The following is a 14512-nucleotide window of genomic DNA, read 5'->3' as shown; positions in this document are numbered from 1 at the left end:
CAACGAGGTCGGTGCGGGCGTGCCGCGCCGGTTCCTGATCGCCACGGCTGTCGCGCGGTACCCGAAGTGCCCCGACTGGGACCGGCCCGAGCTGGCCGCGGCCCGCGAGCGCGTCATCGACCTGTTCACCCGCGAGCTGGGCTACCGGCATCAGACCGCCCTCGGCCTAGATCCCACTCGGGCCCAACTGACCGATGAGCTACGGGCGTTCTGCAAGTCGGCGGACCGGCGTGAGGACGACCTGCTGGCGGTGTATATCTCCGGGCACGGGGAGGTCCTTGACGACGGTGGCGATCATGTGCTGCTTACCGCCGACACCGATCCAGACGACATCGCCTACGCCCTGCCCACGGGGGAGCTGGCCCGGGTGATCCTGCGGGACACCAAGGTGCGACGGCTGCTGCTGGTGCTGGACACTTGCTTCTCCGGGCAGGGCGGCAACGAACTGGCTGCGGCGGCGCTGGGCCGCATTGGCGCGCAGTGGGGGCGGACCACCGGTTCGGGACTGGTGATCGTCTCCTCGGCCCAGCCGCATCAGCAGGCGCAGGCCGGTCTCTTCCCCCGTCTGCTTGACGAGGCCGTGGGCAGCCAGGCCACGGCAGGGCACGGTCCGGACGTGCTGTCGGTGTCCGCGGTGGTGCAGCAGATGAACGACCATCCCGATCGGCCCGGTTTCCAGCGCATCAGCCTGTCCCTGATCGGGCTGACGGGGGAGCCGCCCGCGTTCCTGGCCAACCCTCGCCACAGCACGCGGCTGACCGATGTGGATCTGGCCATCCAGCAGGCCGCAGAGTTCGACGAACACGCCCGGCGCCGCGAGACAGAACTCACCAACCGGCTGCTGGTTCGCGCCATGGGTTACCACGGAGACGCCGAACAAGGCTGGTGGTTTTGCGGCCGTCATGCTGCGCTCGCCGACCTCGTCGACTGGCTGCGCACGCCCGCTACAGACCTCGGGTCGGTCTGCCGGGTGGTTACGGCCGGTCCAGGGTCGGGCAAGACCGCCGTACTCGGTCTGATCGCCGCTCTGTCCCACGCCGGACGCCGTCGCACCGTACCCGTCGACGCGCTCGGCCTCGCTCCGCATCTGGTACCCGACGCGGGGGCGATCGACGTCGCCGTCTATGCCCAGAACCTCACCGACACCGACGTCCTGCAGGGCATTGCCGCCGCGGCCAAGGTGCGCGCCGACACCGTCGGCGAACTGCTCGAGGCCCTGGACCCACCGGCCGACGGGCGGCCGTTCACGGTGCTCGTCGACGCCCTCGACGAGGCCGCCACCCCCGAAACCCTGTGCTCTCGGATCCTGCGCCCGCTGATCGGCCACTCCGGCGGTCGGATCCGGCTGCTCCTGGGCACACGCCCCTATCTGCTGGATCGCCTCGGCCTCGACCCGCACCACCACGCCCAACGCGAGCAGGTCGTCGACCTCGACGCCCCCCGCTACGCCGACCAGCAGGCCCTTCTCGCCTACACCGTCCGCAACCTCCTGGAAGCCCACCCCTCCTCCCCCTACCGGCGCCAGGTCCAGGTGCTGCGGCCGGTGGCGGAAGCGGTCGCCGAGGCCGCCGGGACATCGTTCCTCGTCGCCCGCATCATCGCCAGTACCCTGGCCTCGGCCGACGACGTCGTCCCCGACCCGTCGGACCGGGCATGGCGCGACGCCCTACCTCGCCTGCCGGGGCAGGCTATGCGCGACGACCTCACCCACCGTCTCGGCTCGGACGCCCTACGGGCCGTCGACCTGCTGCGGCCGCTGGCCTTCGCTGAGGGCCAGGGCCTGCCCTGGGAGGACATCTGGGCGCCCCTGGCCTCCGCGATCTCCGGCCTCGCTTACACGGACGACGACGTGCTGTGGCTGCGGCGCGCGGCCGGCTCGTACGTCGTGGAAGCCACCGAGTCCGCCCGGTCGGCCTACCGTTTGTATCACCAGGCCCTGGCCGAACACCTGCACGACGGCGCCGACCGGAAGGCGGTCCATGCGGCCTTCGCCGAGGTCCTCATCAGTCGGGTCCCTTACTGCATCGATGGCTCGCTCGACTGGTCTCGCGCCCATCCGTACACGCTCCGCTATCTCGCAGCCCACGCGACGGCGGCTGGCCACCTGGACGACGTCCTCGGCGACACTGAATACCTCGTCCACGCCATCCCACGTGGGCTCATCCGGCACCTGCACCACGCGCACAGTGACTCTGCCCGGCTGTCCGCGGCGGTCTATCGCACGTCTGTCGGGATCCATGCGGCAGCGACTGCGGCGGCACGCCGACAGGTTCTCGTCCTTGACGCGGCCCGGGCTGGGGCCACAGAACTGCGGCAGGGGCTGGCTCAGAGGGTGCCAGAGGAGGAGTGGGTGGCTCAGTGGGCTACGGGGGGCGACTTTTCGCCAGCGCTTCGGGATACGTTGACTGGCCACACCATGCCGGTGAACGCAGTGGCGTGCACGGTGGTGGACGGTTCCCCCGTCGCCGTCACCGGCGGTTCCGATGGGACTGTGCGGCTCTGGGACCTGACCACCGGGACCCAGGTCGGCCAGCCTCTGACCGGCCACACCGGCGTGGTGTCGGCGGTGGCGTGCGCGGTGGTGGATGGAACCCCCCTCGCCATCACCGGCAGCGGCTCCGATGGGACCCTGCGGCTATGGAACCTGACTACCGGGAAGCTGGTCGGCTCGCCGTTGACCGGCCACACCTTCGTGCAGGGAGTGGCGTGCACGGTGGTGGACGGCACCCTGCTCGCCGTCACCGTCGGCGGCACCGACGGGACCGTACTGTTGTGGGACCTCACCTCCCGGACCCAAGTCGGCCAGCCGCTGACCGGCCATATCGGCGAGGTAGCGGCGGTGGCCTGCGCGGTGGTTGATGGCATCCCCCTCACTACCACCAGCAGCCAGCTCGGGACCGTGCGGGTGTGGGATCTGGCGTCCAAGATCCCAGTCCGCCAAGATCTGACCGGCTACGGCCGGTCACGCCCAAGCGGGGTAGTGAGCCTAAGCCCGGTACGGGCGGTGGCATGGACGGTGGTGGGCGGCACCGCCGCCGTCGTCACTGCGGGTGATGACGGGGTGCGAGTGTGGGACCTGGCTACCGAGACACCCGTCCGCCGACATCTGCCCGGCCCCGCCAGCCCGATTCAGGCGTTGGCGTGCACGGTGGTCGACAACACCCCCGTCGCCATCACCGGCGGTTCCGATGGGATGGTGCGGGTGTGGGACCTGACCGTCGACACCCCGGTCGGCCGAGCCCTGGGCCACCACAACAGGGCAGTGAACGCTGTAGCGTGCGCGGTGGTGAACGGCACATCCGTCGCCGTCACTGCGGGTGATGACGGGGTGCGGGTGTGGGACCTGACCGCCGAGATCCCGGCGATCCGACCCCTGACCGGCCACACCGGCCAGGTGCAGATCGTGGCGTGCGCGGTGGTGAACCGTCGCCGCCCGCGATCGCCGCAGCCAGGCCGTAGGACACCGCCGAGAGCGCGGTGGCGAGCGCAGTCCCCTGACGGCACCCCCGTTGCCATCACCCTCGGCAGCAACACCATCCAGCTATGGGATCTGGCCTCCGGGGCCAGAGTCAGCCAGCCACTAGCTGGCGACACCGGCAAGGTACTGGCGGTGGCGGACGGCAACCCCCTTGCCGTCACCCTCGAATTCAACAGGCACCCGCACAGGGCCCAGCTATGGGATCTGGCCTCGGGGACGCCGATCGGCCGCCCCGTGACTGGCCTCTTTGGGGCAGTAGAGGCAGGGGTGTGCACGATGGTCGACGGCACCCCCCTCGCCGTCGTCGGCAACAGCGAGAAAGTCAACGTGTGGGATCTGGCCGCCGGGACCAGCCAGACTCTGACCGGCCACACCGGCTACGTACGGACGGTGGCGTGCGCGGTAGTGAACGGCACCCTTCTCGCAGTCACCGGCAGTTCCGATAGGACTGTGCGGGTGTGGGACCTAACTGCCGAGACCCCGACCAGCCGACCCTTGACCGGCCACACCGGGGTGGTGTCGGCGGTGGCGTGCGCGGTGGTGGACGGCACCCCCCTCGCCGTCACCGGTGGTTCGGACGGGACGGTGCGCGTGTGGGACCTGACCACCAGGACCCAAGTCGGCCAGCCTCTGACCGGCCACACCGGGGTGGTGTCGGCGGTGGCGTGCGCGGTGGTGGACGGCACGCCTCTCGCCGTCGTCACTGCGGGTGACAATACGGTACGGCTGTGGAATCTGCGTTCCTGCGAGCCCGCAGGCATCCTGACGGTGCCCGGTCCCCGCGCTGTCGCACTCACCTCCGACGGAGATCTCGTCGTGGGCATGGGCAAGGACGTAGCAGTCTTCCGCCGATGCTCTGCACACAAGGTGCCCTGACCGAAAGAACCACCGCCACCACCTGCCAACGTCGCAGGTCGAGGGCTGCCATCAAGTTCGTCGCTGACTGACGTCGGCCCATCAAGCTCGTCGCTGACTGACGTCGGCGGCGTAGGCGGCCCAGTCCCCGGCTGACGCCTGCTGCCACTGGACGGCGACTTTGATGTGGACCCCGAGCGTCCGGGCCAGGATCGCGGCGGGGAGCTCAGTGGCGAGAGTGAACAGTGCGGTGGACCGGTCTTGTTTGGGCCGGATCCCGATGGTGTGGAGGCGTTTGCCGATCTGGCTGTCGGTGAGAGGGCGCCCGGGGTGCCCTCCTGGGAACAGCCAAGGGACGTCGTCGGGGGTGCCGATCTTGGCCTTGCCGTGGCGGGTCGCGACCACTTCGCGGACCAGACCGGCGAGCGGCGCGGGGAGGAGGACCGGCGAGGTGCCGAACGTGATGGAGACGGTGTCGTTGCCGATGTGGACGTCATCGACGGTGAGCTGGCTAATGGTGGAGATCTTCTGTGCGTAGAGGATCAGCAGCAGTCCCGCGACGCGGTCCGGGGTCGGCAGCGTGTCGTCGTTGAGGAGGCGGCGGGCGTCGGTCCAGCGTTTCTCGCTGTCGATGGTGCCGAGCGGACCGGTCCAGCGGACGGTGCCGTAGGTCAGGCCGTGGGCATGTCGGTGCTGTACCGACCAGCGGACGAAGTGGCCGGTCTCGTCGCGGTAGCTGACCGTGGAGTCGGCCATCCAGCGTTCCAGGTCCGTCTGGGTGCAGGTCCCCAGCGTGAGCCCTTCACCGGTGAGCCATTCGAGGAAGTTGTTCGCCGCGGTGACGTGGCAGCGCACGTTCAGGTCCTGGAGCCGGGTGGCGTGCTCTTCGCCGAGGCGGCGCCGGAATCGGCGCAGGTGGTGCCAGACCGCGTAGCCGTGCAGGATCCGGCGCTCGGCGAGGTCACTGCGGGCCTGGACCGTCGCAGTGATCCATTTCTCCAGGGAGATGAGGCGCTCGTCGCGGGGCGGCAGGGCTCCAGTCGCGACCAGGACACTGCGCAGATGGGCCAGCACCTTGCCCGGGGGCAGTTCGTCGAGGACCTCGTGGGTGACGGGCCGCTCGTCGCGTCCTATGCGTTCCAGTAGGTCACGGGCCTGGGAGCGGGAGACCCAGGCGAAGGCGACGTCCGGACGCTCGGAGCTCATCAACGCCTCGTGGAACGGGGTGAGTTCGGGACGGATGGCCCCGGTGGCGTCGCCGAGGAGGTCGCGTACTCGCTGATCGAGAACGCATCGCTGGCAGGGACGGGTGCTGAGCTGCCAGGTGATGGTGCAGACCGGGCAGCGGCCCCAGAAGTTGGGGTCGGGATTGGTGCACTTCGCGCACAACGGCGCCTCCCAGGTGCCGCTGCGGGCCTGGGCGACGGTGCCGCAGCTGCTGCAGGTCACCCATCGCTGCTGGCAGCGGTCGCACCAGGGCTGGCCGGTGGCCCGGGACATGTCGCAGAGCGCCGTCCGCCCGCAGATGCCGCACTCCGCGGTGATCCTCGGCCGGCAGTTCTGGCAACGCGGGCCGTCAGGCAGCCGGTTCGCGACGGGCATGCGGCGGCCGCAGCCGACGCACTCCTCCAGATTCGCGGGCTGCCTGATCATGCAGTTCGGACACAGCGGTCGGCCCTCGGCGTCCCGGGTGGCGGGCTCGCGCATGGCGCCGCAGCCGAAGCAGAGGACGGCCGCGTGGCGGGCGAAGCAGGCCCGGCAGATCCTCTTGCCCTTCAGCAGTTTGGACAGCGCCTTCACTTCGTGGCAGCGCGGGCAGGCCGGCCGGACGACCTTGGTCGCCCCGGCATCGACGAGCTCGTTGATGAACCGCAGGGCGGCCGGGGTGGGTGCTTCGTAACCGGCACCGGTCAGCAGCTCGGGGCGGGCGACGACGGCCCAGGCCAGGCGGCGCTGTCCGGCGGGCCGGACGGTGGCGCGTCCGAGCGCGGCCAGGACCACGTCGGTGTCGAGGGCGGGATCGAAGCCCGTGATCAGCTCGGTGAGTTCCCGCAGCGGATCGCCGTCGGTGTCAGGGCAGTTCGCGCAGCGCGGCTCGCCGTTGCGGTCCCGGCTGGTGACGCGTCGTTCTTCATGGCAGCCCGCGCAGACGGCCGACTTGTCGAAGCAGGGTGAGCATCCCCACCGTCCTCCGGTGCTGCTGCCGACGTAGCGGCATGCGCGTCCGCACTCGCCGCAACGGGGCAGTGCGACGTTCTGGGCGCCGGCATCGTGCAGGGCCATCAGCAGTTTGGCAACGCAGTAGGGCGCCGGTGGCTGTCCGGTCCGCAGCAGCGACGGGTCATCGTGCAGGGCCTGGGCGAGGCTGCGGCGACCGGCTCGTGCGCGTACGACCGTGAGGACAATGTCGCGGACGTGCTCGGCGGACAGGTGCTTTTCGACGTTTCCGACCAGCCGCACGACCAGGCCGACCGGATCCGCAATGACCTCCTCGGCAAGACCGGTCACCGGTCAACTCCGCTGATCCGGGCCCGCCGAGGCCGCAGGTCACCGACTCCTTCGGAGACCGAAGCCCCGCCTGCTGCGGCCCTCTTCGGCTTCGCCGCGGAGCCGGCCACGGCGATGGGCTCGATGAGGTCGTCCATGGTGCAGTCGAGGATGTCCAGCAGAGCCATGAGGATCTTCAGGCTGAGGCGTTCGGGTCGCTCGACGACAAGCCGATAGACCTGGCTCGACGACAGACTGATGCCGCGTTCCTTCAGGGGCGGGATGAGGTCGGTGGTGGAGAACATCCCGCGGTCCGCCATGACCTTGCGCAGGTGCCAGTGGTAGTCGAGCTTGGCGGCCATCATCGGGTCCTTCCTCGTCAGACGCCGGCGAACGCCGGGGCCAGTGCCTTGCTCAAGGCAGTGTTCATGAAGTCGTCGCTGACGTGCGTGTAGATGGCCGTGGAGCTGTCGCACTCGTGACCGACCTGCTGCTGAATGAAGCGCCGGTCCACCCCGTCCTCGGTCAGATGCGTGACGTAAGAATGACGAATTGAGTGCGGAACTAGTTCTTTTGGGAGCTTTAGTGCGTCCCGGTATGCATTGAACCGGTCGTTGATCGAGCTCGGCTGCAGACGTCCCCCGCGTTCGGTGATCCACAGAGCCGGGTGATCGGGGAACCCGAAGCGTGGCCGGACATTCTCGACGTAGTCCTCGACCGCCTCGACAGCCCAGTCCATCACCGACAGCACGTTCCGCCGTCGCGGCGGCTGGCCCTTCTTCGCCTTGCCGTAGCGGACGTTGAGCGTGCCGTACCGGCCGAACTGGCGAGCCTTCGGGTTCCGTCCGAAGTCGATCACGTCCAGCTTGGACGTCTCGGTCCGGCGAAGGCCCCAGCCGTAGATGACCTTGAAGAGGGTGGCGTCCCGGTAGGCCGCGAGGGCACCCTTGCGCTTGGACTTCACGGCGCGTGCGACCTGGTCATCGGCATAGTCGAGGAACCGCTGCAGTTCTTCGCGGGTGAACGGCCTTGCTTCCGGATCGCCTTCGTAGTCCTGCAGGTGGGGCAGGGTGTTCCACTCGTGAGCGATCGCCACCGGGTGGACGCCGAAGGCTTCCTCGCAGGCAGGTCCCCAGCCGTAGCGGCCGTCGATGAGGAACTCGGTGAACAGCCTGATGTCGCCCTGGTAGCTGCGGATCGTGGACGGCGCCAGATGCTTCTCGCCCGTCAGCGTGGCGGACCACTCGTCCATGTGGGCCGGCGTCCACCGCCACGGGTAGTCGTTCGCGAACTCGAGAAACCGGCGGACGAGCCGTTCCTTGGGGTCGATCGTCTCGTCCTTCAAGCCGCGCGACTTCTGCTGAGCCCTCCAGCCCCGCAGCATCGCGTCGAACATCGCATCCTCCGGACGCAGATGAACCACCCCGGACACGAGCTCCAGACGAGCCGCCCCGGCCAGGGCCACCTTCTGCTGATGCACCACTCCAGACCATCCCTTCTGGAGGGCAGATCATGCATCAAACGGGATCACCTCGGCAACATGCCTGTTCAGGCCGTTAGTTCGTAGTAACGTCGGAGACCGTGAAGGTGGCGCCATGAGCTGGCGACCTGCGACTTCTCGCCCATCTGATGCAATTCCCGAGGGTCGGCATATCCGGCCGATACGGAAGTCCGCAGATGGCCGTACTGAATTGCGAGCGCGACCAGGCCCCCGGCGCGGCGGGCGATGTGCCAGGCCAGGCTCCTGCGGAACCGTTCGGTACCGATTCTCCCGTGCGGATCCGGCGGGATGATCTCAAGGGCCAGCCCGTGGGCGGTTGCCTCGTGGTTGGCCCAGGTGATGAAGTCCTCCACTCGGATGCCCAGAGTGTGCACGGTGAGGGAGCCGGTGCCGGTCCGGGTGCCGCGCAGGTCGTGGGCGTGGTGGTCGAACAGCAGCTGTCCTTGGGGAACCATGCGTTCCAGGACACGGATGGCGTTCACGACGGGGGCGATGGCCACCAGGGAACATCGCGGACTTCGCCCTCGGAGCGGTGGTTGCCGTCTTCGTCGCGGGCGGTCTTGTACACGGTGCTCGTGATCAAGTGCCGCCCTTTGCGCCCCGCACTGTCCGGCTGCGGGTCGGGGCAGCAGCCGCTGCGCAGTCCGGCCGCCTCGCCGGGACGCATCCCGGTCAGATAGGCGATGACGATGAGGCACGCCGTGCCCAACTGGCGCATCAGGAAGCCTGTTTCGGTGTAGTCGACGGCCTCTCTCCAGGGGATGCCGCCGAGTGTGCCGGTGACCGGGGCGCGGAGCGGGCACGGGCCGGGCCGATCCAGGGCGGCCTGCCGCCAGCCGTGATCACAGGTGGTGGCCCAGGGAGGCGCGGGTGAGCGCGGCGATAGAGGCGCCCGCGATCGTGGTTCTGCCCAGCCACTGTGTGGTCGGAATCGGCAGTTGGGCGGCATCGATGCGGTCCATGAAGGCCCGAAGAGCGGCTCGTGAGGCGGCCGTGGCGATGTTGCCGGCAGCCGCCGCATGCAACCGGTTGCGTTCGGCCCAGGCGGCCAGGATGTCGTCGCTGAACTCCTCGACCGTGCGGATCGCCCACACGAGCAGGGGCCCATGGTCTGCTCGGCGATCGCCTCGGGCGTTCTCGCCACCCGGCGTCGCCGGCGGCAGGTAGTCGTCCACCCCTTCGGTCTCCCAGGGCGTGCAGCCGATTCGATGGCGTTGACGAGGACGTAGGGGGCGAGGGTTCCGGCGAGTTGCCAGGTGATCATGTGTACGGCGGTCTTGCTGGCGCCGTAGGAGAAGTTCTTGAAGTCGGGGGCGGGGGCGCGCAGCCCGTCGACGCTACCGGTGTTGATGACACGGGCGGGGTCGTCGGGGTTGACGCCGCCTTGAGGAGCGGCAGCAGGGCCTGGGTGAGGGCGAAGACGCCCTTGACGTTGACGGAGAGCACCTTGTCCCAGGCGGAGTCGGGGAACTCCTCCAGACCCCCCGGTTGGCGCCGGCGTTGTTGAACAGCGCGTGCACGCGACTCTCACGTTCACTGAGGTAGCCGACCAGGGTCTCAACACCGTGGGCGGTGCCGAGGTCGGCCGACACGGCGTGTATCTCGCCGAGGGGCTCAGCTCCTCGACGGCCGACTTCAGGTCGGCGTCCTTGCGGCTGGAGATGTAGACCGTGGCGCGCCGGCCTCGAGGAGTCCTCGGGTAATCATCTTGCCGATGCCGCGGCCGCCTCCGGTGACGACGGCAACCTTGCCTGCCAGGACAGGCGTCTGGGTGCTCATGTGATGCTCCGATGGGGTGGTGGGGGGCTGGACGTGTGGGAACCGGTGTCTACTGAATGCGACGGCCGGACAGGGCGCGGCTGATGGCCAGACGCTGGATCTCGCTGGTGCCTTCGTAGATGGTGAAGATCTTGGCGTCGCGGGCCTAGCGTTCGACGGGGTAGTCGCGGGTGTAGCCGTTGCCGCCGAGGATCTGCACGGCCCGCTCTGTGGTGCGGACGGCGACCTCGCTGGCCTTGAGCTTGGCCATGCTGCCTTCGGCGCGTGTGAAGGGCTTGCCGCGCGTCATCATGTGGCTGGCGCGCCAGACGAGGAGGCGGGCGGCGTCGATCTCCATGGCCATGTCGGCCAGGGTGAAGGCGATGGCCTGGTTGTCGATGATCGGCCGGCCGAACTGCTCGCGGACACCGGCGTATTCGAGGGCGTATTCGTAGGCGGCGCGGGCCACGCCGACGGCCATCGCGCCGATGCCGGGCCGGGTCATCTCGAAGGTGGCCATGGCCGCGGGGACGCGTACGCGGGTGCCTTCGCGGGCTGCTGCCAGGCGCTGGTCGAGGGCGTCCTTGCCGCCGAGGACCAGGTCGGCGGGGATGCGTACGTCGTCGAGGACGACCTCGGCCGTGTGGGAGGCGCGCAGGCCGTGCTTCGAGAACTTCTGGCCCTGGCTGAGACCGCGGGTGCCGGGCGGGATGAGGAACAGGGCGTGGCCGCGGGCGCCGAGGTCGGGGTCGGTGACGGCGTTGACGACGTGGATGTGTGCGATGCCGCCGTTGGTGGCCCAGGTCTTGGTGCCGTTGAGCACCCACTCCTTCGTGGCTTCGTCGTAGCGGGCGTGGGTGCGGATGGCGGCGGCGTCGCTGCCGGCGTTCGGCTCGCTGGCGCACAGGGCGGCGACGGCCAGGTCGCCGGGGGTGCCGAAGAAGGCGGGCAGCCAGACGTCGATCTGCTCCTTGGTGGCGGCGCCGAACAGGGCCGCGGCGGGCAGGAAGGTGCCCAGCAGGGCCTGGCCCATGCCGCCGTCGCCCCAGAAGATCTCCTCGGCGACCACGGGCTGGAGGAGCCCGGTGGGGTCGGCGATCATCTGCAGCGCGAACTCGGGGGTGTACAGGCCGACCTTGGCGGCTTCCTCGATGACGGCCCAGGGCATCTCCTCACGCTCGTCGTACTCGGCGGCGACGGGGCGTACGTACTTCTCGGCGAAGCCGTGGGCCCACTTACGGGCCTCGGCGATCTCGTGCGGCAGGTCGAACAGGGAAGGCGGCGTCTTCACAGTGGTCACAGGAAAGCTCCTGACGGGGGTGGCGGGGCAGGCGGGTCAGCGGCCGGTGAAGACGGCGTCGCGGCGCTCGATGAAGGACTGGATTCCCTCCGCACCGTCGGCGGTGGAGAACAGCCGTGCAATGTCCGGGCGCAGTCGCTGGATCGCGGCGCTCTCGCCGGACTCGTGGGCCAGGTGGGCGGAGGCGAAGACGGTGCGCACCCCCAGGGGCGCGGACTTCTCCGCGATGAGGGTGGCGATCTCGGTGGCGCGGGCGACGGCGGCCGGCCCGTCGGCGGCCAGTTCCTGCACCAGGCCGATGCGGTGGGCTTCCGTGGCGTCGAACTCCTCGCCGGTCAGGATCCAGCGCATGGCGTTGCCCCACCCGGCCTGCTGGGGGAAGCGGAAGGTGGCCCCGCCGAAGGGGTAGATGCCGCGACGGATCTCGTACTGGGCGAACCGCGTGTCCCGGGCGGCCACGCGGATGTCGGCGGCCAGGAGCAACTCGATGCCGAGCGTCATCACCCAGCCCTGCGCCGCCGCGACGACGGGTTTCGACCACGGTCCGTCCAGACGCCAGGGATCCCGCCCGCCCTCGGGGGCGTCGAACTTCCCCGAAGCCAGCTCGGCGCCGACATCGAGCATGTCCAAGCCGCCGGTGAAGTGGTCGCCGTGGGCGAACAGGACCCCGCACCACAAGTCGTCGTCGGACTCCAGCAGACCGTAGGCGGCCGACAGCTCGCTGAGCATCTGCTTGGTGAAGGCGTTGCGCTTGGCGGGCCGGTTCAGGCCCATCAGCAGCACGTGGCCGGCCCGTTCAACGGTGACCGCCGGTGTGCCCGCAGGCGTTGAGCTCATCGCTCCTCCTCGTTAGTTGCATGATGAGACTCAAGGGAGGCTAGTCAGGCCGGGGCGCCGAGGGCAAGTGAATCTCATGATGAAACTGATAAGGTCGGTGATATGAGACGGACCTCATTCGACAGCTGGCCCTGCTCGATCGCCCGCACCGTGGACATCCTGGGTGACGGCTGGACGCTGCTTGTCCTGCGCGAGGTGTTCTACGGCGAGTCGCGTTTCGACGGCTTCATCGACTCGCTCGGCATCGCACGCAACACCCTCACTGACCGGCTCCGGCGCTTGGAGAACGCGGGCTTGTTGCAGCGCCGCCCCTACCAGAGCGAGCCGGTCCGTCATGAGTACCTGCTGACGGACAAGGGTCGGGACTTCTTCGGCGTGCTCGCCGCGATCAACGCCTGGGGCGACCGGTGGCTGGCCGATGACGACGGCATCCCCGTGGTCATGCAGCACACCGCCTGCGGCCACGACACTCAGGCCAAGGTCATCTGCTCCTCCTGCGGTGAACCACTGCACCACCAAGACGTCGCGGTGCGGACCGGGCCCGGCTACCCGGCAAGGCTCCTCGACAGCCCCGACGTGCAGGCGCGCTTCGTCATGGATGGGCACCCCAAACAAGTCGCCAACACTTGAACCGCGCTCAGCCGACGCAGGAGCAGTCCCGTCCGGCCTCGAACCGGCCGCTGCTCGTGAACCGAGATGCCCCCTGAAGGCGATCTCCCTGCGCGGGCAAGCCGAGGCCAGACGTGCACACTCGGCTCTCAGAAATGACCGGTTGCGAGAGTTTTGCGAACACCTCGGGGGCCCATCACGTTTCCGCAGGTCGCCGTTCGCAGAAGCCCTCTCAAGACTCATGTGCTGTGCGAGACAGTTCTGACAGACGGCCGAGGTGGACCTGAAACCCGATCAAGCCGCAAAGCGGTAGAACGAAACAACTGTCCAAAGTGTGAATGCCAGGCGGGCAGTCCCTGCCGCACCCGCGGCGGGAAGACCGCCCGCGGGCCGTGCCAGCCGTGGACCCGGGCCCACCCGTCAAGCAGGCCCCGGCAGCGCCAGCCTCGAAGCCGATCCGGATCGGGTACGCCCGCTGCTCGACCGCCCAGCAGGAGTTGCAGAGCCAGCTCGACGCGCTCGAACCGGTCTGCAAGCGGATCTTCTCCGAGAAGATCTCCACCCGGGTCAAGACGCGGCCGGAACTGGAGAAAGCGCTGAAGCTGGCGTACGACATCAAGGAGGCCGCCCTCGACCAGGAGGTCATCCTCACCGTCCACGGCTCAAGCGTCTGCCCGCAACACCGCCGATCTGATGACGCTGTCCAGCCAGCTCCAGGCCGCCGGCGTCCAGCTCGAACTCCTCACCGGCCCACTTGCTGGGATCTACGACCCCAACGGCATGGGCGCGATGTTCTTGGCCGTCCTGGCCGCCGCCGCCCAGATCGAGCGCAACTACCTCCGGGAGAAGACCCTGGAGGGCCAGGTGACGGCGGCTGCGAAGGGCAACCACGGCGGGCGGCCGAAGGTCATCGATGACGACTCCCTTCTGCCGGCCCGTGCACTGCAGGCCAAGGGCGTGCCCCTTCCGGAGATCGCCCAGCGACTGACGATCAAGACCGGGAAGAACGCGGGCACGTCCCCTTCCGTCGCCGCCAGCTCGAAGGCGCCGGGCGTGAACGTGCGCAGGTGTGTCTACGGAGTGATCGCAGTGCCGGGCCCCAGCGGCTCGCGGCCGTCTCGCCGCACCACCTGCGTCCGTGACCGCTTTGGCGTCTCCTTCCGGCCGCTGCTGGTCCACCCTCGCCGGTCAGCTCAACGGTGTCCTCGCCCTCGGGCTCATCGGGATCGCCTTCCTCGGCATCGGCCAAGTCTTCGGCAGCGCCACGGCACTCGGCATCGAGCCGGTCCCCACGCGGACGTCACCGGCTCGGACGTACTCGGCACCCTGCAGAGCGTCCTGGGCGGCGTTGCCTCACCACTCGTCGGCCTGGGCGGCGAGGACACCGCCGTGCCACTCCTCGTCGCCATGGCCAGCTGCTCCCTGATCGCCGTGCTCGCACTGCTGCTCACCCGGGGTGGCACGCCCCGGCACGGCAGCCCCGCGACGATATGGAACATTCAGCGAGCGCCGCGATCTGACATCCCTTGCCCACCTGGCGAACTTTCCCGCTCGCAGCCCACCAGGTGGCCCCGAACCGAGCCGCCCTCGGGGGCCACCTCGCAACGCCTGATCTTCACGAATCATCCGCGAACTGGGGCCAGTTGGAGTCGCTTCAGTGGGTCCGATGGCGGCCGCCCCAGCCCTC

10 protein-coding genes and 3 pseudogenes are annotated in these 14512 nt (G+C 69.2%); 5 read left to right on the top strand and 8 right to left on the bottom strand.

Translation table 11 applies throughout. From position 1 onward, the window contains the following. The first annotated feature begins 19 nt into the window (after positions 1-19). The gene (locus ACQEV2_RS41140; RefSeq protein WP_433055199.1) at positions 20-4354 is read left to right on the top strand and encodes a caspase family protein; all 4335 of its coding nucleotides are present in this window, start codon (positions 20-22) and stop codon (positions 4352-4354) included. An 81-nt stretch (positions 4355-4435) separates the two neighbouring features. Here ACQEV2_RS41140 and ACQEV2_RS41135 read toward each other — a convergent pair whose 3' ends face one another. From ACQEV2_RS41135 to ACQEV2_RS41110, 6 genes are all read right to left on the bottom strand, one after another. Next, the gene (locus ACQEV2_RS41135) at positions 4436-6841 is read right to left on the bottom strand and encodes a site-specific integrase (protein WP_433053906.1); all 2406 of its coding nucleotides are present in this window, start codon (positions 6839-6841) and stop codon (positions 4436-4438) included. Then, positions 6838-7185, bottom strand: coding sequence for a helix-turn-helix domain-containing protein (locus ACQEV2_RS41130; RefSeq protein WP_433053904.1), 348 nt, complete (start codon positions 7183-7185; stop codon positions 6838-6840). Before ACQEV2_RS41130 ends, ACQEV2_RS41135 begins: the two co-directional genes overlap by 4 nt. 14 nt (positions 7186-7199) lie before the next feature. Next, positions 7200-8303: a tyrosine-type recombinase/integrase gene (locus tag ACQEV2_RS41125; protein ID WP_433053901.1), complete on the bottom strand. Its 1104-nt coding sequence runs from the start codon at positions 8301-8303 to the stop codon at positions 7200-7202. Between the two features lie 65 nt (positions 8304-8368). Continuing rightward, entirely contained in the window at positions 8369-8803 is a 435-nt protein-coding gene (locus tag ACQEV2_RS41120; protein ID WP_433053898.1) for a hypothetical protein, read from the bottom strand. Further along, positions 8800-9039: a hypothetical protein gene (locus tag ACQEV2_RS41115; RefSeq protein WP_433053895.1), complete on the bottom strand. Its 240-nt coding sequence runs from the start codon at positions 9037-9039 to the stop codon at positions 8800-8802. Before ACQEV2_RS41115 ends, ACQEV2_RS41120 begins: the two co-directional genes overlap by 4 nt. Positions 9040-9163: 124 nt before the next feature. Continuing rightward, positions 9164-9496, bottom strand: a complete 333-nt coding sequence (locus ACQEV2_RS41110; protein WP_433053892.1) for a hypothetical protein — start codon at positions 9494-9496, stop codon at positions 9164-9166. Positions 9497-9835: 339 nt separating this feature from the next. On the opposite strand from ACQEV2_RS41110, the gene ACQEV2_RS41105 reads away from it, so the two are divergent. After that, positions 9836-9988, top strand: coding sequence for a hypothetical protein (locus ACQEV2_RS41105; RefSeq protein ID WP_433053889.1), 153 nt, complete (start codon positions 9836-9838; stop codon positions 9986-9988). Positions 9989-10149: 161 nt separating this feature from the next. Here ACQEV2_RS41105 and ACQEV2_RS41100 read toward each other — a convergent pair. Together ACQEV2_RS41100 and ACQEV2_RS41095 are read right to left on the bottom strand one after the other, a co-directional pair. Beyond that, positions 10150-11352: pseudogene (locus ACQEV2_RS41100) on the bottom strand (acyl-CoA dehydrogenase family protein). A 63-nt stretch (positions 11353-11415) separates the two neighbouring features. Next, the gene (locus ACQEV2_RS41095; protein ID WP_433053886.1) at positions 11416-12216 is read right to left on the bottom strand and encodes a crotonase/enoyl-CoA hydratase family protein; all 801 of its coding nucleotides are present in this window, start codon (positions 12214-12216) and stop codon (positions 11416-11418) included. Positions 12217-12318: 102 nt separating this feature from the next. On the opposite strand from ACQEV2_RS41095, the gene ACQEV2_RS41090 reads away from it, so the two are divergent. The 3 genes and pseudogenes from ACQEV2_RS41090 to ACQEV2_RS41080 all read left to right on the top strand — a co-directional run. After that, a complete protein-coding gene (locus ACQEV2_RS41090; RefSeq protein ID WP_433053883.1) occupies positions 12319-12846 on the top strand; it encodes a winged helix-turn-helix transcriptional regulator in 528 nt (175 codons plus the stop codon). A 317-nt stretch (positions 12847-13163) separates the two neighbouring features. Then, positions 13164-13379 (top strand): annotated as a pseudogene (locus ACQEV2_RS41085) (recombinase family protein); the annotation flags it as partial. A 130-nt stretch (positions 13380-13509) separates the two neighbouring features. Then, a pseudogene (locus ACQEV2_RS41080) lies at positions 13510-13701 on the top strand (recombinase family protein); the annotation flags it as partial. Positions 13702-14512 lie beyond the last annotated feature (811 nt).

The organism is Streptomyces sp. CA-251387, assembly GCF_050936625.1.
Taxonomy (GTDB): Bacteria; Actinomycetota; Actinomycetes; order Streptomycetales; family Streptomycetaceae; genus Streptomyces.
Note: the sequence above shows the minus strand (reverse complement) of the source record. Positions and strands in the feature narration are given on the sequence as shown.